Annotated in this window: 18 protein-coding genes and 2 CRISPR repeat arrays; of the genes, 10 read left to right on the forward strand and 8 right to left on the reverse strand. The window is 41.6% G+C overall.

All coding sequences use genetic code 11. The annotated features are described in order from the left end of the window. Positions 1–168: 168 nt before the first annotated feature. From ACKTT2_RS29155 to ACKTT2_RS29165, 3 genes are all read right to left on the reverse strand, one after another. Positions 169–312 carry a hypothetical protein gene (locus ACKTT2_RS29155; protein ID WP_407893225.1) on the reverse strand — a complete coding sequence of 48 codons (144 nt, stop codon included), beginning with the start codon at positions 310–312 and terminating at the stop codon, positions 169–171. Between the two features lie 70 nt (positions 313–382). After that, positions 383–1,938: direct repeats of the CRISPR family, unit length 35 nt; unit sequence GTTTCCGTCCCCGTGAGGGGAAGAGAAATGTAAAC. Positions 1,939–2,399: 461 nt separating this feature from the next. Continuing rightward, the gene (locus ACKTT2_RS29160; protein WP_407893227.1) at positions 2,400–6,182 is read right to left on the reverse strand and encodes a tetratricopeptide repeat protein; all 3,783 of its coding nucleotides are present in this window, start codon (positions 6,180–6,182) and stop codon (positions 2,400–2,402) included. 45 nt (positions 6,183–6,227) lie between these two features. Beyond that, the gene (locus ACKTT2_RS29165) at positions 6,228–6,980 is read right to left on the reverse strand and encodes a DUF4384 domain-containing protein (protein ID WP_407893229.1); all 753 of its coding nucleotides are present in this window, start codon (positions 6,978–6,980) and stop codon (positions 6,228–6,230) included. 136 nt (positions 6,981–7,116) lie between these two features. Here ACKTT2_RS29165 and cas1 (ACKTT2_RS29170) point away from each other — a divergent pair, with 136 nt between their 5' ends. Then, complete coding sequence (cas1, locus tag ACKTT2_RS29170; protein ID WP_407893231.1) at positions 7,117–9,135, forward strand: CRISPR-associated endonuclease Cas1; 2,019 nt, start codon at positions 7,117–7,119, stop codon at positions 9,133–9,135. 679 nt (positions 9,136–9,814) lie between these two features. Next, a CRISPR array of direct repeats spans positions 9,815–10,871; the repeat unit is 35 nt; unit sequence GTTTTAATTCTTCTTCCCCTCACGGGGACGGAAAC. 108 nt (positions 10,872–10,979) lie between these two features. Next, on the forward strand, positions 10,980–11,141 hold the full coding sequence (locus ACKTT2_RS29175) for a type II toxin-antitoxin system TacA family antitoxin (RefSeq protein ID WP_407893234.1): 162 nt from the start codon (positions 10,980–10,982) through the stop codon (positions 11,139–11,141). Between the two features lie 74 nt (positions 11,142–11,215). Here the strand turns inward: ACKTT2_RS29175 and ACKTT2_RS29180 are convergent, their stop codons facing one another. Further along, complete coding sequence (locus ACKTT2_RS29180) at positions 11,216–12,790, reverse strand: ATP-binding protein (RefSeq protein ID WP_407893236.1); 1,575 nt, start codon at positions 12,788–12,790, stop codon at positions 11,216–11,218. Between the two features lie 243 nt (positions 12,791–13,033). Here ACKTT2_RS29180 and cas1 (ACKTT2_RS29185) point away from each other — a divergent pair, with 243 nt between their 5' ends. The 7 genes from cas1 (ACKTT2_RS29185) to ACKTT2_RS29215 all read left to right on the forward strand — a co-directional run bounded on the left by cas1 (ACKTT2_RS29185) (position 13,034) and on the right by ACKTT2_RS29215 (position 19,035). After that, positions 13,034–14,059: a CRISPR-associated endonuclease Cas1 gene (gene cas1 / locus ACKTT2_RS29185; RefSeq protein WP_407893238.1), complete on the forward strand. Its 1,026-nt coding sequence runs from the start codon at positions 13,034–13,036 to the stop codon at positions 14,057–14,059. Positions 14,060–14,061: 2 nt separating this feature from the next. Continuing rightward, entirely contained in the window at positions 14,062–14,340 is a 279-nt protein-coding gene (cas2, locus tag ACKTT2_RS29190) for a CRISPR-associated endonuclease Cas2 (protein WP_407893240.1), read from the forward strand. A gap of 322 nt (positions 14,341–14,662) precedes the next feature. Beyond that, positions 14,663–14,923 carry a hypothetical protein gene (locus tag ACKTT2_RS29195; protein ID WP_407893242.1) on the forward strand — a complete coding sequence of 87 codons (261 nt, stop codon included), beginning with the start codon at positions 14,663–14,665 and terminating at the stop codon, positions 14,921–14,923. Positions 14,924–14,944: 21 nt separating this feature from the next. Next, entirely contained in the window at positions 14,945–15,238 is a 294-nt protein-coding gene (locus ACKTT2_RS29200) for a hypothetical protein (RefSeq protein WP_407893317.1), read from the forward strand. 321 nt (positions 15,239–15,559) lie between these two features. Further along, entirely contained in the window at positions 15,560–15,847 is a 288-nt protein-coding gene (locus tag ACKTT2_RS29205) for a type II toxin-antitoxin system TacA family antitoxin (RefSeq protein ID WP_407893244.1), read from the forward strand. A gap of 407 nt (positions 15,848–16,254) precedes the next feature. Beyond that, positions 16,255–17,235, forward strand: coding sequence for an ABC transporter substrate-binding protein (locus ACKTT2_RS29210; RefSeq protein WP_407893246.1), 981 nt, complete (start codon positions 16,255–16,257; stop codon positions 17,233–17,235). Between the two features lie 9 nt (positions 17,236–17,244). After that, positions 17,245–19,035, forward strand: a complete 1,791-nt coding sequence (locus ACKTT2_RS29215; RefSeq protein WP_407893248.1) for a diguanylate cyclase domain-containing protein — start codon at positions 17,245–17,247, stop codon at positions 19,033–19,035. Positions 19,036–19,071: 36 nt separating this feature from the next. Here the strand turns inward: ACKTT2_RS29215 and ACKTT2_RS29220 are convergent, their stop codons facing one another. The 3 genes from ACKTT2_RS29220 to ACKTT2_RS29230 all read right to left on the reverse strand — a co-directional run bounded on the left by ACKTT2_RS29220 (position 19,072) and on the right by ACKTT2_RS29230 (position 21,083). Continuing rightward, positions 19,072–19,467 carry an alpha/beta hydrolase family protein gene (locus ACKTT2_RS29220; RefSeq protein WP_407893251.1) on the reverse strand — a complete coding sequence of 132 codons (396 nt, stop codon included), beginning with the start codon at positions 19,465–19,467 and terminating at the stop codon, positions 19,072–19,074. Positions 19,468–19,655: 188 nt separating this feature from the next. After that, the gene (locus ACKTT2_RS29225; protein ID WP_407893253.1) at positions 19,656–19,973 is read right to left on the reverse strand and encodes a hypothetical protein; all 318 of its coding nucleotides are present in this window, start codon (positions 19,971–19,973) and stop codon (positions 19,656–19,658) included. Between the two features lie 105 nt (positions 19,974–20,078). Then, complete coding sequence (locus tag ACKTT2_RS29230) at positions 20,079–21,083, reverse strand: Uma2 family endonuclease (protein ID WP_407893255.1); 1,005 nt, start codon at positions 21,081–21,083, stop codon at positions 20,079–20,081. Positions 21,084–21,294: 211 nt separating this feature from the next. Between ACKTT2_RS29230 and ACKTT2_RS29235 the strand changes: the two genes are divergently transcribed. Beyond that, positions 21,295–21,912, forward strand: coding sequence for a hypothetical protein (locus tag ACKTT2_RS29235; RefSeq protein WP_407893257.1), 618 nt, complete (start codon positions 21,295–21,297; stop codon positions 21,910–21,912). On the opposite strand, the gene ACKTT2_RS29240 is transcribed toward ACKTT2_RS29235, so the two are convergent. Then, positions 21,909–22,409, reverse strand: a complete 501-nt coding sequence (locus tag ACKTT2_RS29240) for a hypothetical protein (protein ID WP_407893259.1) — start codon at positions 22,407–22,409, stop codon at positions 21,909–21,911. The two genes, ACKTT2_RS29235 and ACKTT2_RS29240, sit on opposite strands and share 4 nt — an antisense overlap. Positions 22,410–22,420: the final 11 nt, after the last annotated feature.

A 22,420-nucleotide genomic window follows, 5' to 3' on the forward strand; every position in this document is an offset into this window, starting at 1 on the left:
ATCTGCCTAAAGTTGGCAGAAAGTACGTCCTACAGCCATTTTCAGGTAAATAGACCACAGCTGTAGAGGCACGGCGGCCTTGCGCCCTTACATATGGTGTAGTTCATTTAGGTGAAAACTGCTGTAACTAGGTCATTATAGCGGTTCTCACTTGAATGAAGTACAGATTTATCTGTGTTCATCTGCTATAGGCTGCGGTTCCTTCGGAGCAAAGGCAATGGTAGCCCGCAAACCAAGTTCTTTCTCAGTTGCAAGTACGGTTTGAATTCCACCAAAAGAAGAGCCTGCGATCGCGATTCTGTCTTCATCCACTGATTCATATTTTGATTCAGCAACGCCTAAACGCTTGATGCTAAAAAGTTTAGATACAACTGTGACAATTGTTTCCATTCCTGTGAGGGGAAGAAAAATGTAAACCAGAATTTCCGCCCGGTTATCAACCAAAGAACTTTGATAGTTTCCGTCCCCGTGAGGGGAAGAGAAATGTAAACTTTTGCTGGTTTAGTAGCCCTTATCGGTCTCCGTGTCCTTGTTTCCGTCCCCGTGAGGGGAAGAGAAATGTAAACAGCTCTATCCAGAGGCAATCGATCTAGAGCACTTCTTTCTGTTTCCGTCCCCGTGAGGGGAAGAGAAATGTAAACAAGTAATTAAGTATGCGGATGGGAAAGGGCTCGAGAGTTTCCGTCCCCGTGAGGGGAAGAGAAATGTAAACTTGTTGGCTTTAGCGGTGCCGGATCTGTTTTGGCCCAGGTTTCCGTCCCCGTGAGGGGAAGAGAAATGTAAACTCGCTGCGATGGCTGAAGAGCTTTCCCGGCGAAAGGTTTCCGTCCCCGTGAGGGGAAGAGAAATGTAAACTATGTTATTGCCCCATGGGACGGGCAATTCTGCCTCAAGTTTCCGTCCCCGTGAGGGGAAGAGAAATGTAAACTATTATTGATTGATGGACCAATGAGCTTACCTCTCGTTTCCGTCCCCGTGAGGGGAAGAGAAATGTAAACATTTTTTGCTTGGAATCTAGTTTCCGGACGAAAATCAAGTTTCCGTCCCCGTGAGGGGAAGAGAAATGTAAACTGTTTTTGCTGAAGAAGTTACGCAAGGTGGTGCTACTACTGTTTCCGTCCCCGTGAGGGGAAGAGAAATGTAAACGTAACAATTGTCAGCCCAAATGTTCCGTTTAAATTGGAGTTTCCGTCCCCGTGAGGGGAAGAGAAATGTAAACAAATATCGCCAATTGCAGCTCCAAAATGCAAATGGTTTCCGTCCCCGTGAGGGGAAGAGAAATGTAAACCCAATTTCCTCAAATCGACCTTATCGGTTTAGCGAGCGGTTTCCGTCCCCGTGAGGGGAAGAGAAATGTAAACTAAATGTGGCAAATCCTGACCACTCTAACACCCTTTCCGTTTCCGTCCCCGTGAGGGGAAGAGAAATGTAAACCTGCGAATAACCAAGGGCAGCTCCCCTTGTCTCCCGGTTTCCGTCCCCGTGAGGGGAAGAGAAATGTAAACTAGCAGGTGGAGGCCTCGTACTCTATCTCTTAGATGAGGTTTCCGTCCCCGTGAGGGGAAGAGAAATGTAAACTAGAGCAAATCTACTGGGAAATCAATTTCTATGAGCCAGTTTCCGTCCCCGTGAGGGGAAGAGAAATGTAAACTTTTGTTTTTTTATTCTCTTCCGGCCCAGGCTGGGGGGTTTCCGTCCCCGTGAGGGGAAGAGAAATGTAAACCAGAAGAACATGTTACTACTATGAGAGAAAACTCGTTTCCGTCCCCGTGAGGGGAAGAGAAATGTAAACTAAGCTTATTGAGTACGCCTTTCCTCAAGGGAAAATTCGTTTCCGTCCCCGTGAGGGGAAGAGAAATGTAAACTTTTTGTCCAATCTGTAAGGCACGTCCGGCCTTACAACGTTTCCGTCCCCGTGAGGGGAAGAGAAATGTAAACCCTACCGTTCTAGAAACCTTACCAGGATTGACTTTGAAGGTGCTATTTTCGCGGCGGTGTACTTGTCGTGTCAATAAGCTTGAGTTTATTGACAAAAAATGGCTGTTCCAACCACTTTAAATCCTTAGAGTATCCGGCTTTCGAGGGGGTCAACGAAACTACAAGGGTTTCACCCATCGCTAGACCCCCGCGAAAAACCTAAGTGTTAAAAGTCAAAAACAACACTCTTTCCTTCATTTGGAAACTTATTATCTAATTGTCAAGGTTCTGTTGAAGTTTGGCTTAAATTTCTCATAGTATAACTAATTACTTCTCACTTTTCAACACCCACCTTGCTAACTTCGCGAATGTTCTATTGTTTTACATAATTTTTTATCCAAAAAATATCGGGATGCCCAAAACTGCTTACTAGTCACTAGTCACTGGTCACTGGTCACTGGTCACTGGTCACTGGTCACTGGTCACTGATTTGTGTCTCCCTGACAAATCCATGCTCCCCAGTAGAAAGGATGCTCAAGAGGCGTATCTTCTTCGTTACAATCAATTTTGCTTTGTTGTGACAATTTGTTAACTTTCAACAGATCTTTTAAGACTTCAAGACCCAAAGTAGACTGTCGCAATTCTTTTACTGTCAGCTTACGAATGTAATTCTGAGCATTCTGTAACGCTTCTGCACGATTCATCCCGTTCTGTAAGTTGTCGAAGAAACGCTCCATCAGCAATGCAGTTGCTGTGTCAGGAACTTTCCACAAACTCATAATTAATGTTTTTGCTCCTGCTACGACAAAAGCCCGACGCAATCCAAATACGCCTTCGCCAATTTTGATGTCTCCTCTACCAGTATCGCAGGCGGATAGCACAGTGAGTTCGTTCCCCCACAAGTCTAAACTGGCAATATCTTGGGCTAAGAGAAATCCTTTACCTGCTTCCGGAGGTAGAGTCCCACCAGAGAGCCAAGTATTAGCTCCTGCTAGAGCAAGTCCGGATCGCATCATGGGATTTTTTACTGTTGATACAAAATGCTCGAACTCTTCACTCCCTACCTTGGGTGGTTCTTGTTGTACGTCTGGTAAGAACAAACCGTGAGTAGCGATGAGCATGATGTTGGGACATTCATGAGTGGTGAAGTGCGTTTCAAGTGCTTCTGTTCCTACATATAAACGTACATTTTTGAGCTTTTTGGCAACACTTTCACCAAGAAATCTTGTACTGGGAGTGGGGGACAAAAGTTTACCATCAAGAGTGTTGATAAATTCTTCGTTTGAAGGTTGCTGTGAAGCGATCGCAGTTTTAACTTGAGTGTTGTGTGACCTTTTCTCCATTCCCCACTCCCCACTCCCCACTCCCCATCTTATCGGCTCGCTAGCTAAATCAAAATCTGGATCGGCTATTATTATAGATGTGTTCGCAGTACTTTTTGTCTGAACTCTAGAGCGGAGAATATCGCGTCCAACTCCTAAATACGAGATAGTGTATTCGTCCATAAGAAGATGCGTACCTGTCTCATCAAGTGGTAAAGTTTGAAACGGCACTAAGTTGAGGTTTCCATCTGGTGCAAATATCAAATGTTTGTAGCCTCTGACTCCCTCAAGGATTGGCTGAAAAAGTCTTTGACTGAGTTTAATAGCTGTTTTGGAATCATATTGTTTAACGTGCAACTTAGGTAGAGAAACGGATTTTCCCACTGCTAGTGTTTTTTTGGTATGGTCAGATACCTGTGAATGAAATACTTGAATGAGGTTATCAGTTCGTTCTACTTCTCCTAAATCTATCATTTGTACTGCATCCGGTTGCCCAGATGGTAGAATGAACGCCAGATAACGAGGAGCATACCATTGTGTATCTCCCTTAGCCCGGACTGCATGAAAATCGAAAACATCGCAGCGGACAAATTCAATTAAAATCGAATGGGTTGGTAATGCTTCAGCTACCGCAAAACGGTTGGGAAGTTGCTCGGAGAGTTGAATTTCTGGAATTTCTAATGCGAGTTGCTTTTGTAGGCGATCGTGTTGCTCTTCAAGTTGCGCTAACTGTTCTTGATACGCAGTGAAATCGTTGATTCGAGAAGCGGAGAAAGTCAAGGTGACTAACTGCGCGTTCAACTCGCTCAGTTGATGAAACTTGTCTTGAAGATGAGGATAGCGATCGCTTCCTAAGGCTTGGTTTTGAGCAGCTAGGGAAGCAGTTGTTAGAGCTTTGCGTTTCAGAACAAAGTCCAATGCTTGCTGCTTGGCGCTATCTGAGTCAAACAGATGCTTGTATATTAAGGAGAGAAATAAATCAAAATTGCCTCGAAGTTTTTCAATCAATGCGAAGCGATCGTTATCGGAACTAAAGGCAAAAACTCTACTAATTAATTTATCATTAATATAACTTGCTTGGATACGGTAAGACAAAGCTTCAGCAGGGCGATCGCTAGCTGTTAATATAGTGGCAAGATGATTCAAACTTCGTGCAACATCTGGATGTTCTTCGCCTAGTAGACGTTTTCTCAGTTCCAAAGCTTCCGAGTATTTCCGCTCTGCTTCAAAATATCGCCCAAGCGAAAAGTCTATTTCTGCCAAATTATTTAAACTGCGAGCCACATCAGGATGCTCTTCTCCTAATAAAGATTTTCTCATCTTTAACACTTCCGTATACATCTGTGCGGCTTCCAGATAGCGCCCTTGAGAACCATAAATATCCGCTAAATTATTCATACTGCTTGCGACTTGTGGATGTCGATCCCCAAACGCGACTTTGAAAATTGTCAAAGCTTCTAAAAATAATGACTCGGCTTGAGAATATTTAAACTGAGTGTTATATAATACTGCTAAGCTATTGAGACTTGCAGCCACATCGGGATGCTGTTCTCCTAGCAATTTTTTTCTCATGGCTAATGCTGCTAGGTGCATTTGCTCGGATTGAACATATCGCCCTTGAAAACGATAAACTTCTGCTAGATCGTTAAATATCTCCGCAATAGAAGAATGGTCCTCACCTAGCAATATTTTTCTAATTCCTAAAACTTCCAAATACTTTTGTTCGGCTTCCGAGTAACGTCCTTGATTTTGATAAAGCTTTCCCAGATTGTTTAAATAGTCGGCGTAGTCAGGATTCTGTTTACCTAGTAAACGTTCGCACATTGATAATGATTCGAAATGCATTTGCTCTGCTTGAGTGTAGCGTCCTTGATAGAAGTAGAGCACTGCGAGATTATTTAAACTCTCTGCAATATTGGGATGTTCTGAAGTAAACAAACGTTTCCTCATAGAATAGGCTGCTAGATAATTTTTCTCTGCTTCTGGGTAACGTCCTTGTAGAAGATAAATTTCTGCTAAATTACTCAAGCTAGCTGCCACTTCAGGATGCTCGTCTCCAAAGACGCTTTTTCTCATTACCAAAGCTTCTATGAATTTTTTTTCTGCTTCCAAATAGCGTCCCTGCTCTTTGTAATTTCCTGCTATATTATTTAAAGTTGATGCAATATAGGAATGCTCGTCACCTAGCAATTTTTTCAAGATTGCCAAGGCTTGCAGATAGTTTTCTTCTGCTTGGGAGTAATGTCCTTGTAAATCGTACAGTACTGCTATGTTATTTAAGCTGACAGCTATATCATGATGTTCTGAACCCTGAAGATGTTTGATTCTATCTATGGCTTCTAAATGCTTATTTTCTGCCTCTTGATAACGTCCTTGAGACTCATAGAGTACAGCAAAATTGTTTAATGTCCGCCAGATATCGTGAGATTCATATTCACTCGGATTCTTCTTTTGGATTTTGATAATTTGTAAATAGAGATTTTCTGCCTCTTGATAACGTCCTTGCTCTCGATAAACGTTTGCTATATTATTGAGAACAATTAAAACTTGAGGATGTTCATCTCCTAGCAACTGTTTCCAAAGATTTAAGGTAGTTAAGAAATATTGTTCGGCTTGAGAATAATGCCCTTGTGATACATAAAGTGCTGCTAGATTGTTTAAAGATTGTGCAACATCTATATGTTCTTCCCCAAATAATCTTTTTCTCGTATTTAAAGCTTGTTGATATAAAGATTCTGCTTCTGAATAACGTTCTTGTATGCGATATAATTCTGCTAGATTATTCACGCTATCGCAATAAACCGGATGTTCGGTAGTTTGTGTACTTTGTGCTAGCAAGATGGCTTGCTTGGCAACAATAACTGCTTGCTCTAAGTCACCTTGTCCAAATAGTTGTACAACTTGCGCGTTCAGAGTGTTTAAGCGCTCAATTATGTGTGTCATATGAGGGTAAATCCAACTTGAACGTTTTATTTCGATAAGAGGAAATTATTCTGTAATCATATATTGTGTATACATAACCTGGTACTCTCCAGTTTGATTAATATATTCTAATAATCGGCTTAAATGACTTGCTTCTATTTGCAAAGGATCGTCGCTCTCTTGAGGTAGCCAATCCAAACTGGGCATTGTTTTAGTAACAACTGCTAAAATTTCCTCTTGACCTGGAGTCCCTTCAATTGGAAAAGCTCTCATGGAGGAACCTTCCTGGGGCAAAATGGTTTTACCTGTATTTAGGTATGGTTGGGAAGCAAAACATGAGGGACAAAAACACCACACTTCTCCCGATGTATCTTTTTGTAGAAGCAATAAATAACCGGGCTTATCAAAATTGATTTCAAATTGAATGTGGTTACCCACACGTACAGATTTTTCATAAGGACTCGGAGTTTGCCAGTTCCAGCTTAATGTGTTTTCTTGTACCAAGACGAGTCCCATTTTTTCCGTAGGTGAGCCAAGTGTTTGAAGTTGCTGCCAAAGTTTATCGAGAGGTGACAGTTTTTGAGTTTCTTCTACAGATTCAGATTTTGCGACGATCTCTTGCCAGTCTAGATCGAGAAATTTGCAAATTTCCTCAAAATTGGTGCGGTAGATCGGTACTCTAGTAAAAAAATGATTGACTGTTGAGTAAGCAAGCCCTACTTTTAAAGCAAAAGCCTTTTGATTGAAATTTTGACGAGCTAAGGCGGCTTTAGCGCGACTGATGCCTTCTGGCGATGCAATAACTGAGCGCTGATTCATAGCCTATCGTAAAAACCCAACTACATCAACTCATACACGAAGTCATATATCGAAGTCAATAACTCATATACGTACTCATATACGCGACTGCAACAATTAGATTTAAGGGCAATACAAATTTTCTAACTACTTAATTATGTTCACTATTGAACAAATCACTTCTGCATGGCTTCTTGTCCGTGCGGGAACTAAAAGTGCAGGTGTAGATGGAATTGATGTTGACTTATTTGCATCTGCTGTCAATGACCAGTTACGCATTCTTTTGCATCAATTACAACAAGAATCTTACCACGCTAGCCCTGCTAAAGGATTTTATCTCACTAAAAGCAGTGGTGGCAAGCGTTTGGTTGGTATTCCTACCGTTCGGGACAGAATTGTGCAACGTTTGCTACTAGAGGAACTGTATTTTCCATTGGAAGATACGTTTCTTGATTGCAGCTACGCTTATCGTCCCGGACGGAATATACAGCAAGCAGTACAGCATTTATATTCATACTACCACTTGCAACCAAAGTGGATTATTAAGGCTGACATTGCTGAGTTTTTTGACAGTTTGTCTTGGGCTTTACTGTTAACTGCTTTGGAAAAACTGCTGCTCGAACCAATTGTAGTTCAATTGCTTGAAGGGCAATTGCGATCGGGAATTGTCATCAATGGTAAACCGATTTACCCAGGTAAAGGAGTGTTGCAAGGTGGGGTTTTATCTGGAGCATTGGCAAATTTATACCTGAATGAATTTGACAAAAAATGCCTTAATCAGTCTATCAATCTAGTTCGGTACGGAGATGATTTTGCAATTGCTTGTAGCAGTTTCCAGGAAGCGACTCGCACTCTAGATAAGGTGGCTGCTTGGTTGGGGGAATTGTATTTAAATCTTCAGCTAGAAAAAACCCAGATTTTTGCTCCTGGTGACGAATTTACCTTTCTTGGGTATCGCTTTGCTAAAGGTGAAGTTTACGCACCACCCCCACCAGTCATTACTCGTGAAGGGGTATGGGTGACAAACGAATCAGGTTTACCTTATTTTCGTCCCAAGGAACGCCCTGTAAAATTTGTTTCCCGTCCTCCAAAAGCTTGCAGTACCGATAAGCCTATCAAATTTCCTTCAGCACCAATTTCTCATCTTTGGCAGGAGTCTATGTCTACATTATACGTAACCGATCAAGGCGCTTATCTAAGTGTCAAAAATCAGCAGTTTCAAGTATTCTATCAGGGAGAGTTACGGATTAAGCTTCCAGTCAGCAGGGTCAGTAATGTTGTTTTATTTGGTTGTTGCAATGTATCACATGGTGCGGTCAGTATGGCGTTGCAGCGACGGATACCAATTATGTATTTGTCCCAGAAGGGAAGATATTTTGGGAGGTTACAAGTAGAAGGTGATGCAAAAGTTGAATATTTGATGCGACAGGTTGAGTGCTGTCAAAATCCTGATTTCACACGCCGTCAAGCTGAAGCCATAGTCAGAGCCAAGTTGCATAACTCGCGAATCTTGCTCATGAGGTTAAACCGTCGTCGTAAATCTCAAGATGTAGATGAAACAGTTATCAAAACGGCGGCTCGCGATCTAGAGATTTTAATGAGCAAATTACCTTTTGCAGAGAATATGGATATGCTGCGGGGATATGAAGGAAAGGCGGCGACAATTTATTTTCAAGCACTGGGAAGTTTATTTTCTGGTTCGTTTAAATTTGAAAAGCGTACCAAGCGTCCGCCTACTGACCCAATTAATAGTATGTTCAGTTTGGGGTACACTTTGTTAAGTCAAAATGTTTTTTCTTTCGTTCAAACAATAGGGTTGCATACTCACTTTGGCAATCTTCACGTTCCAAGAGACAACCATCCTGCCCTCGTCAGCGATCTTGTTGAGGAGTGGAGGGCGTCGGTTGATTCTCTGGTGGCTTATTTGGTAAATTCTCAAATTTTTACGATTGATGATTTTACGTTACCTGATGAACGAGGCGGGGTGTATTTTCAGCCGCACGCCCTCAAAAAGTTTCTCAAGCATTGGGAAGAAAAATTGCAATCTGAATTAACACACCCTCACAGTGGACAAAAAGTGGTGTTTCGTCGTGCGATCGAGTTACAGGTACGCGAGTACATCTCCTGTTTGAAAGGAGAAGTGGAAGTTTACCGTCCAATGGTTTGGGAAAAGTAATCAGTGACCGGTGACCAGTACCCAGTGACCAGTGACCAGTGACCAGTGACCAATAGGCGTATGTATATTGGTAACTATACTTCAGTGACCAGTGACCAGTGACCAGTGACCAGTGACCAGTGACCTCGTTCCCAGGCTCCGCCTGGGAATGCCTTCTTGAGAGGCTCTGACTCGCAGTTTACACGAGTAACTATCTCTATCTGAGTCAAGAGTAAAAATTTATGTTAAGTTGACAAACCGTGCTTTAAAAATGAAGAGTAATTTGTTATACTTCAAAAAACAGAACCTTGACAGTTTAATATAAGAGACTTCCAAACAAAAAATGTCCCAAGTTTTCTAGTGGAATAGCGTGTCTTGCCCGTTGTTCATTAAGATAGCGATCGCAATGCTTGTTCCATAAGAGGGGAAAATTTGTCTTTTGCAATTCCCCTAAAGTTTCCAATTGAAAGCGAAGGTATTACTTTTTGCTTTCTACACGCAAGCTTTTCGCGGGGGTATGGCGATCGCTGGAAAGCTTATGATTTCGTTGACCCCCTCGGAAAGTCTGTAGTGTAAGAGTTTGAGATGGGTGTGGGGATGAGTTATTGACACTAAAACACGCCTGTTGACAGTGAAACTACACCCCCCGCGAAAATGCCATCTTCAAACCCAATTGTAGTAAGGGTTCTATCAGGGTAGGGTTTTAATTCTTCTTCCCCTCACGGGGACGGAAACTTTGCTGTCCCAAACCAGGAAGCACTCCAGAGTATAGCCTGTTTTAATTCTTCTTCCCCTCACGGGGACGGAAACATTACTCCACGCTGATAGCGTCAAGTAAAAGTTTTCTGAGAGTTTTAATTCTTCTTCCCCTCACGGGGACGGAAACTCATCTGATCCTCCCTCTTTGTAGGAGGAATTTTTTGTTTTAATTCTTCTTCCCCTCACGGGGACGGAAACTGATGCTGATCCACCTATTGTGACGTCTTTGTCTTGTTTTAATTCTTCTTCCCCTCACGGGGACGGAAACTATAGTTGGGGTAGTCCTTACCTCCTTGAACATAAGGTTTTAATTCTTCTTCCCCTCACGGGGACGGAAACTACCTACCTCAGTAAGAGGTAGAACTAGAGCGCTTGTGCGGTTTTAATTCTTCTTCCCCTCACGGGGACGGAAACACAGGGAGGTAGAAAATTTCTCCCCACTGGATTAACTTATGTTTTAATTCTTCTTCCCCTCACGGGGACGGAAACTTTTGTAGCGCATTAACTTCAGTACTAGCATTTCCTGGGGTTTTAATTCTTCTTCCCCTCACGGGGACGGAAACCTCTCCAATCTATTGGTCCTACAACCTGGAATAGAACTGTTTTAATTCTTCTTCCCCTCACGGGGACGGAAACTCTTTGTTGCCGGAGGTTTACCTTCTCCGGAAGGAGTTTTAATTCTTCTTCCCCTCACGGGGACGGAAACGTACAGACTCCTAAGAATTTTCTAATGTAAACAAAATCGTTTTAATTCTTCTTCCCCTCACGGGGACGGAAACAGAACCTAGCCAGGTTGTACCTGTTTTCCAGATCTATTAAGTTTTAATTCTTCTTCCCCTCACGGGGACGGAAACTTGAAAAACAGATTTTATTTTACTGCAAAGTTTCCGTTTTAATTCTTCTTCCCCTCACGGGGACGGAAACCTTGCAGCCACAAAGGCCTTACTCTTCTAAGTTTATTCTGTTTTAATTCTTCTTCCCCTCACGGGGACGAAAACACGATTGATAACTGTATAATCAACAAAGGCGGTGATGCGTTTATCATATACCGAAGTTACGGGGCCATTTTGCCGAGTTCTTTAGAGCGGAAACAATCAACAAAGGCAATGATGCTGTATAAAAGAAATATAGAAGATGAAAAGCTGATAATTTTGTCAGTTTCAGATGCTGACAAGGTATTTAGCTTGATTGAGAATCCTCCTGCACCCAATACGAGATTAAAAGCAGCAATGCGAAAATATAAGGAATTTTTTAGTGAGAGTCATTGAACTGTTAGGTAAGCATCACGATCGCGATGGCTTTGACTGTGGTTATGTTTTGTAGATGAGTAAAAAAGAACTTCTTAAGCACGGATAACAGTAATAGAGCGGTGATTTTTTGTGGTAACAATTTGGGTTGATATTCTTTCTTCCATCGGCGGTGCATTTTTCCGTCGGTCAAATACAAATAACCAACCAAAATCTAATCCCAATCTCGCTAAGTATGAATCCAATTGTTCAAGCCCTTCATCTTGGGGATCGCCTTTCTTCTCGCGCCATACTTTTAATTCGATACCTAAAGTCGTAGAACCATATCTTAAACATAAATCCATGCGATCGCTACCAATAGCATATTCCCGCTCTAAGGTTCCACCACCATTAACGACGCGATGTAAAAATGCCATCAGTACTATGTGAGGCGCAATTTCATGATATCCAGTACTGCCTAAGAGTGGTTCGCCATGCTGACGCCAAAATCTCATAAATGCTTGTAGTAAGTCATCAATGTTTAGCTCTCCAGAGTCCGTCAACCAACTGGGGCTAATGTGGGGTAAACTATCCTGAGTCCCCTGCACTAAAACACGGGGAATGACCTCGCGATAAATGGGATTGGCAATCACGAGTCCTCCTGCGGGGTCGCGTCGCAACAATCCTAAATCAATTAAATATTGTCGGTCATCTGCGGTCGTATCCCCTAAGGCTCCTCCAGCAAGCATCGGTTCAATAATATCTTTGACTCGTTTTTCGCGAAGTTTTTCTGCCAAGGAGTCTAAATGGGTATCCTGACGTGCAATGAGAATTTCTTTGGCTTTTAATATATGTTCGTGGGTAATGGTAATACTTCTATCTTTTACCATTTTTTCAACAACTTCTTTGGCGAGGGCATTGACTAACCAAGGTTGTCCCTGAGTCAAATCAAATGCTGTTGCTTTTGCAAGTTGGGTGAAAACTTGCTCAGTCTCGTCAGTATGGTGTTGATATAATTCTGCCACTTCCTCAGCGTGAAAGTTTCTCAGTGTTAGGGAACTCACTTTAATATTGAAGGGACTCGCCGTGTTTAAGCGATTCTCCGTAGGAGACGCTTCGCGAACGCTACCACCGGATGCGACTTTATAATCACGCACGTCACGTAAGCCAATCAACCCTACAGATAAAGGGAAGTTATTAGGACGCCTGGGATAACCATCACGTAACTGGCGTAAAACTGAAATCAAGGTTTCATTTTGTAGCGAATCAATTTCATCGATAAATATTACCAAAGGTCGGGGTGAAGCCTGCGCCCAAGCTCGTAAAGAAGCTTGAATTCTCCGTCCGGGTTCTTCTGTATTCCAAACTGGTGGTTGTAGCTCTTTGGGTAATATATCTGCAACTGTATCGCGCCATGTTCCAAGAATCGCTAATTCTGCTGCACCGACATCATTATTAAAAGCGCTTCCGACTTCTACTGATACGGTGACTGCTGTGTAGCGCCCACTTAGAGTCAGCTGTTTTGCCAGGGCTAGCATCGCGGTTGTTTTCCCTGTTTGTCGGGGTGCATGAACTACAAAATAACTCCGCTGTTGAATGAGCTCGTCTAAATCCGGCAACCGAGCAGTTGGCGGTAGCATATAGTGGATATCGTCTTGGCAAGGACCTGCGATGTTGAACCAACGAGACATGGAACAAAACTACGTTCAGGCGGATACTCTATGAGTTTACCTTACTTTAACCTGAGTTCGACATAAAAACAGTTTTCAAGATTCGTTCCGAATCGGACTGGCAACTCATATAACTCATATACGAAGTCATATAAAAATTGCTTCTACACAGATACGAACTCATATAGCTATCTGAAAAAATAGAAATATAGATAAGAAAAGCAAACTTTCTTATCTACAAACAAACCTAGTTGGTTTTCATTTATGTCTACAATTTACATCACGGAACAAGATGTATCGTTCAAAATTCAACACCGTTATTTAAAGGTGTTTCATCAACAGGAACAACGCATTAGCATACCACTTCGCAATCTCACTCAACTTATTATCTTTGGTAATGTCAATCTACCACAAGATATTATTAAACTCTTGCGATCGCACAACATTCCCGTCTTATATTTAACCCAAACAGGTGAATATTTAGGACGATTAGAAAACCCATCTCAACTCCAACCAAAATACTTAACCTACCAACGCAAGCGCGTGCGCGATTTTGAGTTTTTACGTGCAACTGCTGAAAGTATTATCTGGGCAAAATTACACAATCAACACGTTTTTTTACAAAGTTGGACTCGCCATCACATAAACCACGTCAACCAACGAGCGTTAAATTACTTAATGCTGTTGATGGACAGTCTACCGATCGCAAAATCTCTGAGCGAATTGCGGGAATATAGCGAGGAAGCTGATAAGGTTTACTATTGGGCTATTGCTTCCCTACTCAACTTCTACAGCCAGTGTCCGCAGACAACTGCAAAGCGAATTAGCCAATTTTGTAACTTGGGAAATCAACTGCTGCATCAATATATATACGCGCTTCTCAATACTAGAGAACTTCACCCTGACTATGCAATATTACACCGGGACACGCATTACGACCTCCCTTTAGCGTGGGACTTTACAGCAGAATTTCGCGCCCCTATCGTTGATGATTTGGTACTCAATTTTGTACGAAATCTTCCTAACACCAACGGAAACGGTAAGAGTCAGCCACACGGCTTGCTACAATCTTTCCTCCAGCAGTGGGAAGCAAAACTTCGGACTTTTGTACTGCATCCCTACTCTGGGGAAGTCAGCTACCGTCAGTGTCTCGACTTGCAGGTGCGCGAATATCTTGCTTGTCTGTTGGGCGAAGTGGATTTTTACCGTCCCTTAGCCTTGAAGTTTCACCCAAATCCTACTTTCAATGTCGCTGAACCTGAAAAAGCACCATTAGCTTTGGTGAAGTAGTCATGTTTTACTTAGTTTGCTATGACATTGTTAGCGATCGCCGTCGTAATAAGGTGTCGAAAATCCTTGAAAGTTATGGATTGCGGGTGCAAAAGTCTGTTTTTGAGTGCGTGTTGGATGAGAAGCAGTACGAAACCGTATCCAAATACCTCACACGACTGGTTAACAAACGCGAAGACCAAGTGAGATTTTACCCCATGTCAGCACACAATCGTTGTAAAGTCGCAGTCATGGGAACGCAACCTGAATTTATAGTAGACGACGCAGCGTTTATCGTCTAATTACAGCCATTACACCATTTTGGATTTTAGATTTTGGATTTCGGATTGAGAAAGTCATACCTAGACTTAATTTCGACCAACTATCTATCGCATTCTTTGTTCAAATTGGTATGACACACAGCATTTTCTTTATAACCAAATGAACATTTGCAAAAAAGCACGCGCTCCACCGTTGTGCAATCTCTGTGCGCGGTTATACCATTTTGGATTTTAGATTTTAGATTTTGGATTGAGAAAGTCTTGCCTAGACTTGATTTCAACCAACTATCTGTCGCCTTCTTTGTTCAAATTGGTATTGGTTTGGATTCTACACATAGCGCCAATGCATATCAAGTTTCGTTTGATTTTTGTTGGCAAAGTTCAAAAACAACTTGATTCATTATCCTCAAAAGACCGCAAGCAGTACGATAAAGCTTTTGAATGTTTAGCAAATAATGGTCCTGTTTATCCTAGCTTGAGAACCCATCGATATCGCTGCAAAGACGATGATATTTGGAGTTCTTCCGCTTCGATGGCAAAACGATTTTATTGGCGTTACATGGAGGAACACAGCATTCTCATCACGCATTTAGATTCGCACTAGTACACAATTACTTTTTTTATGATGTACAATCCTCGTCGAATCACCCCACGAGAACAGAAGATCATTTCACTTTACAGCAACTGGGAGTTTGGCATGACACCAACTCAATTTTATGACAAGTGGGCTGTCAGTTACGAACAAATGGCTTTAGTCTGTTCCCGTTCCAATTCAACAGTTCGCGGCTGGTTTAGGAGCGATGGTAATCGACGCTATCCCACGCATAACGATCTGCTGCATCTTGCTCTGATGGATTTTTTCCTAGAACACTTTGAGGAAATCCCCGAACAGGTTTTGCACTGGCTGCACTTTCAGTGACCAGTGAGCAGTGACCAATGACCAGTAACGAGTGACCAATGAGCAATGACCAGGTAATTCAAACGTGAGTTAGACAGACCTGAATCTCCTAACCTAAAAGGATGCTGTTGGCGAATGGTGAGTCAGACCCCTCACCTCGTTCCCAGGCTCTGCCTGGGAATGCCTTCTTTAGAGGCTCCGCCTAAAGTGTGGGGCAATGTCACTCTTCTTCCAGTGAAAGCGGCTTTTGAGCACTATGACGGACGAAAAGGATATACACATCGATAGTGCCAAAATGACACCGCTGAGTTAGAGTTCAGATAATATCTTGTTTGATTGCATATGCCTAACAGTCACGAAAATACAGTCCGGATCATAGCCAGAATTCCTATGAGCGTTCAAGAAACTCTAGCAAGAGCAGCAGAGTTGTCTGGTGCTACCTTAAATCAATTTATGGTTCAGGCCGCATTGAAAGAAGCAAAAAAAATCATAGAAGATGAAAAGCTGATAATTTTGTCAGTTTCAGATGTTGACAAGGTATTTAGCTTGATTGAGAATCCTCCTGCACCTAATACAAGATTAAAAGTGGCAATGCGAAAATATAAGGAATTTTTTAGTGAGAGTCATTGAACTGTTAGGTAAGCATCACGATCGCGATGGCTTTGACTGTGGTAATGAAGCGTTGAACCAATTCCTCATTATTACTACTTGACAAAAATAATTTTATCTTCTATTATCACGAATGATTCCTAATACATTACAATAAATTTACTTAATTAACTTGCTCTTGCTTATAATTTTACCATGTTATCCAATTGTATATCGGGTTTTGAAATTCATTTCAAGTAAATTATCGAGCGAATTAGGATGCTAGCTGTGCAATTTCACCAGTCCCTTGTATTAATTAGATAAACTTCTAAAATGAAAAATTTTTTCATCAAATATTTAACAAAATTTGTCAGTCAATTTGAATTTGAACAGATAGCTGATTTAGTTGAATATTTCATCAGCAATGATTAGAAAATATCAAATATTATATGTTCAAAATACTTAAATACGTTAGTATTTTTCTCATTACCGTCTGTTTGCTATTTGCTTGTCATGCTTCAGCCCCGACCGAATTCAAACGCCCTCACTTGAAAGTGGAATTTACATCTTTTGTTGGAGAGTATCCCGGCATCATTGCTCAAAAAAAAGGGTTCTTCAAAGCCCAAGGGGTAAATGTAGAACTAATTTATAAACAATTCAATAGATTGGAACAAGCAAATTTCAGTGCGGGTAAGTATGATGGTATTACATTGTCCTTGGGAAGTGTGATAATCTTGAGTGCTGCAAATCCAGATATACAAGGCGTGCTCGTTATAGGTGAATCAACAGGAGCAGATGTGGTAGTCGCCCAATCACAAATTAAAACCGTTGCTGGCTTGAAAGGGAAAAAGCTGGGTACAAATCTAGGCGGTTTTAGCGAAGTTTTCGCGATTGAGATGTTGAAAACTGCCAACTTAACCAGCGATGATGTGAAATTGGTTAAATTAGAGGCTTTAGAAATTCCTCAATACCTCAAAAATAATGTTATTCAAGCCGGACACACTTGGGAACCCCATCTTTCTGAAGCTATTAAATTAGGGGGACATATCCTATTTACCAGCAAACAAACTCCTAGCTTGATTATAGACATGATTGTCTTTCGCGGTGATATAATCCGCGCTCGCCCTGAAGACATTCGTGCATTTGTGCGAGGATGGCTGCAAGCTGCGACTTACTGGAAAGCAAATGTTCGGGAAGGAAACGCTATCATCAGCAAAGCTTTAAAAATTCCTAGCAATACAATCTCTCTGGAGGGAGTAAACCTAACTGATTTAGCTGAAAATCAAAAATTCTTTCAATCTAGCAACCCTAACTCCATCTACAAAACTGCCAAGATATATAGAGACTTTTTTATTCGCTCTGGAAACGTGACGCGCATTCCCGAGCTAAAAAGTTTGTTCAATTCTTCCTTCTTGAACCCTCCCTCCTAGTTTCAAGCCATGCAGCAGCTTTTTTTAGGCGGTATCCGTAGAAAGTTGATCGCCTCTTTTCTTATTGTTGCTTTGATTCCTTTGCTATTATTGGCATTTATCAACAAACAGACAACTGAAAAAGCACTAACTGAAAACGCCCAACAAGTTCTATCTGCAGCGGCTAACGAAACTGCTAACAGAATAGATGCCTTTATTGATGAAAATCTCAATGCCGTGCGCGGAGAGGCGATTTTACCAGGTTTGGCACGCTACCTCAGCCTAAATCCAAAACAGCGAGATGACAGCCCCGAAATGCAATTGGCGACAGAAACATTAATCCGCCTCAGTCGCAAAGATATGCTCCATATTCTCTCCTATGCTTTGCTCGACTTAAAAGGGAAAAATGTATTGGATACGCATACATCGAACATTAGCAAAGATGAATCAGTTCAAAATTATTTTAAAAAAACAGTGGAAACTGGGTTACCCTTTGTTTCTAGCATGAAGGGAGCGCCGACAATTCCTAACCTTGTTGCCCTCTTTTTCAGCAGTCCGGTTCGCAATACTAAGGGAGATATATTGGGTGTATTGCGTGTTTCATATAATGCTACTGTTGTCCAACAGTTAGTCAATCGACAAACTGAACGCGGTGGGGCAAAATCCTTTGCTATTCTTTTAGATGAAAATAATATTTATCTCGCACATGGCACTGCATCAGAACTACTTTTCAAATCAGTTGTGCCTCTGCCTTCCGATGTTGTAATTCAACTTCAACAAGCAGGGCGTTTGCCTAATTCTCCTGTCCAAGAATTGGCAACTAATGACTTAAAACTTAAGCAAGCATTGGATAATAAACAGTCGTATTTAATTGCATCTTTGTCAGCAACAGGTAATCAGGTAAATCTGATTGCGATCGCTCATTTAAAATATAAACCTTGGTCTGTGTTGTTCGCACAGCCCCTTGTTGTTGCCCTAGCACCTGTAGAAAAGCAAATTCGTGACGCAATGTTTCTATTTGCATTTATCGCTGGAGTAGTGACAATCATCGCTTGTGCCATTGGGCAACTGCTAACAAAGCCAATAATTTACCTTACCAATATAGTTTTCCAGTTGACCGCAGGTAACTTAGATATCCGCGCCCAAATTAGCTCAAAAGACGAAATAGGTCAACTGGCAAAATCGTTTAACAACATGGCACTTCAGTTACAAACATCTTTTGAAACTTTGGAACAACGGGTACAGGAAAAAACAGCAGAGTTAGTAATTGCTAAAGAAAAAGCAGAAGATGCAAATCAGAAACTAGAACAATTGGTAAATATAGATGGTTTGACTCAGGTGGCTAACCGTCGCTGCTTCGATGAACGACTGCAAGCAGAATGGAAACGTCTTGCACGAGAACAACAACCCCTGTCACTGATTTTATTCGATGTTGATAAATTCAAATCTTACAACGACTACTATGGTCATCTTGCAGGCGATGAGTGTCTAATCGGGATAGGGCAAACACTGCAACAGATGGTTCATCGTCCTGCCGATCTAGTAGCACGTTACGGAGGAGAAGAATTTGTGGTACTCCTCTCCAATACTGACTTAGTAGGAGCGATCGAAGTAGCACAAAGTATTCAACAAGCAATTCACGCTCGGGCCATTCCCCATGCAAAGTCTGATATCAAGGAGATCGTCACAATTAGTTTGGGTATTACTTCTGTCATACCCACTGGCGATATCAAGCCAGATACACTCATCGCTTCAGCCGATAAAGCACTGTACAATGCCAAACAAAAGGGGCGCGATCGCTATTGTACTCATTTAGATTAATTATTGGTTTGAGTTTAGTTATTTGTTGCTTGCCAACTATAGACCTTTGCTATGCAGCCAATTGATAAACACCTCAGCAATAGCTAAGTTACCGTGTTCAAGCATTTGCATATGACCGTGACCTGGGAGTCCAACGTCCGGAAGCCAAATAAAATCACCACCGAAGTATTTTGCAGTTAGAGCATCTACCTCACGAGGATGGCGCGGGTCTTGGTCGCCTGTAATCACACATATAGGTATATCAAATAGGATCTTCGGGTCGCAAATATAAAGCCCTCCTCCTTCAACATTTCTGCGCTGGTTGCTAATTCGCGCACTCTCAGCGACCAAACTGCAAAAGTAATTCTCAAATGCAAGGAAAGGAAAAGTATCTGAGTTGGTGAAGTACTTTTTAGTATCTTCACACGACTGGATACGTGGACGGTCTTTCATCTAAATTCAATTTTATATCCACCGATTAACTCCTGAGTAATTTGTTTTACACGTTCTCTGAATTGTTCATAGTTAACCAGTCTGTAAAACCTGTATCTAACATGGCATTAACTTCAATAGGCTCACCTCAGTGTCAATTAAATCAATAACAAAAAACAGTTTGACCTCATCATCAAACTCGCCTTGAATCATATTATGCCGCAGACTCCAGTCTCATTCAGCCGAAAGATAAAAGACCGTTTGTGTGGATATTTCTGACAACTTTGTAACAACAGATTGTCCCTATTGGGGGCAATGATATAATCCCCAGTATCTGGTTCAATAGAAAGAAACCAGTTGTAATGCTGTGACATCAACTCAGGACGTAATTTCTCAAAAATCACATAACAACGCTGATAAAACGCTTCAGATTCAGCTGGCAATTTTAATTTTTCCCCCAGAGATAATTTGTGTCCTGGAAGGGTTCTTCTCTGCTGGAATTTTTTCTTAGAAGATATTTCTGTCATTTGGTTTCTCTATATTTTTACGTTCTGAAATCAATTTTATCAAAAAAAGTTTTACGGTGCTTGTAACAAACATTTGTCTTTCTTTAAGTTGAGCATGTAGCTCATTTAGAATTCTTGCAACTTTTGCACTTCCATTTCAGGTAATCCAGTAAGTTGGCTAACTTGTGTGATTGACATTCCTATCTCAAGTAAATTTCGCACTACCTGTAGCAATTGCTCTGCTGCTTGTTCTGCCCTGATGCGTTCTTGCTCTGCCCTAGTGCGTTCTTGCTCTGCTTGCTCCAAAGCTTGTTCTTTCTCCGCCCGTTCTTGTTCTGCTTGCTCCAAAGCTTGTTCTTTCTCCGCCCGTTCTTGTTCTGTATCCGTTGGTATCCAGTTGCCATCAGCATCATACCAGCGCAACCACAGGAGAGTAATTCCCCTAAACTCACCATGCCACAAACCTAGCCCAATTTCTAGTTCGGCAATCCAAATCCGGGGATTCTCATGGTCGAGTGGCTGTTCTTGATATTGCCCACCCATCAATCTAAAGAATCGTACCCGATTTGTATAGCGACTGAATACAATGTAGTAAGGTACGCCTAGAAGTTTCTCGTAAACTTCCCACTTAGAGGGTGGTGTAGTTTTCTTCACCAGCCCATTTTGACTTTCCGAGAAATGTAACTCTCCACTAACTTCAGGTTGAACTGACGATAACATATCCATTTCTGATTCAGCGTAGATACCTAGATCTTCTTTTTCAGTACCGGGAGAGAGAAGTTCAACAACAACAAAAGGACTTTTTTGTTCTTGCCAAACCACGTAGCTTCTTCTCAAATCTTCCTCAGGGTGTAGGCGAGATACACCCAGAACCAAAAACCAGTCGGGGCGTTTGTGCCACTCGGTCTGCTCCACATCATAGTAAAGATTGAGATTTTTACCTGTAAAGAATCGGTCTGTTGTGTAGTTCTTGAGGTGTAAGGTACGTCTTAATAATTGGGGTTGGAGGTCATGAAATTCGTCGGGCAAACCCGGTTCCTCTGGATCTTCACTTTTGAGATCGCACATTGTTGGCAGAGTTTGCCAAGCAGGTAAGGGCGGATCTGTTTGCGAAGCGGGGAAGAGATTCATAACCTCGGTACGCGAATAGGCACTTGCTCTGCTTATATATTAACGAGTTGGACACCATAGCAAATTTTAGGTACAGGATTTAACTGTGCTGTTTGCACGCTAGATACGTGAGTGTCGGGAAACAGCCCAACGCACTGCCTTGCTTTTGGGTTTTAGCGTGAGACAAAAGATTCCCAATCATTCGACTATATAATTTTTTTGGGAGGGTAGTATGGCTTTCAGTAATTATAAAACAATAAGTGAAGTTCTCATAGAATTTCGCATTACCTATGCAGAATCTAATTTTCTTGGAGAAATCAAGTTTAATATCTCTGATTATTTTCGAGAAGATTTACAAATAATGATGAGGGACGGTGTTGTTGATAATTCAGAATTTGCTATTTGTGAAAATCTAGTTTATCCAGTCCTTAAAGAAGTTTGGAAATGCTATCGCAGTCAGTTCATTCTTTGGAGTCACCATTCTTTAAATTATGACGAGAAACTTTCAGGTTTTCCAGAGTATATTTTAGCAAGAAAATCTCCTTTAGGAAAAGTAGTATTTGATAAGCCGTATTTCATTTTAGTAGAGGCAAAACAGGATAACTTTGAAGCCGCTTGGGCGCAATGTCTAGCAGAAATGATTGCAGCCCAAAGACTTAATGGGGAAATGCAAATAGTTATCTATGGTATTGCTTCTAATGGCGATCGCTGGCAATTTGGTAAGCTAGAAGCAGATACTTTTACTAGAAATATTACCTTTTACACAATTCAAGAGCTTGAGAAATTGTTTGCTGTTGTTAATTACATATTTCAACAGTGTGAAATGCAGCTAAGCAATCTCGTTTCCTAGCAACGAAAACTGGTGTCTATTCTTTGCGTAACTTCTCCCCGTTCTACCTTCACTAAGTTATCTCTTGCAGCAATGGTAAGATAGAGTGAAATTTCACAATCAATAGCTGCCATTACCATCGCCGCCGATAACGTTTTAGTTCCACCCGTGTAATCAGCCATAATCTCATGACTGCTTTCTTGCTGCAAATTGCGGATGCGATCGCGAATTTTGGAATAGCATTCACCTAAATCGTCCGGGTTCTGTACGAGAATCAAATCCCGTTGTGGTTGAAAGCGATCGCCTAACCCCACCTGTGTGGGAATATTGGGTAATCTTTCGATAACTTCTGCACCCCGACGCACCTCGCAGGGAGTTCCCTCACCTATAACTTGCGACTTGCTACCCTTTTCGCCATCAGAAGCGATGAATACAACTCTGTCGGGTTGTAAGCTGAGGATAGCGGTGATGATAGGTTGGAAAGAACCACCGATAGTGACTAAAAGGATTTTGAGCATATCTTAAAAAA

The organism is Scytonema hankhaensis NUACC26 (genome assembly GCF_045865695.1).
In the GTDB taxonomy this organism is placed as follows: domain Bacteria; phylum Cyanobacteriota; class Cyanobacteriia; order Cyanobacteriales; family Nostocaceae; genus Scytonema.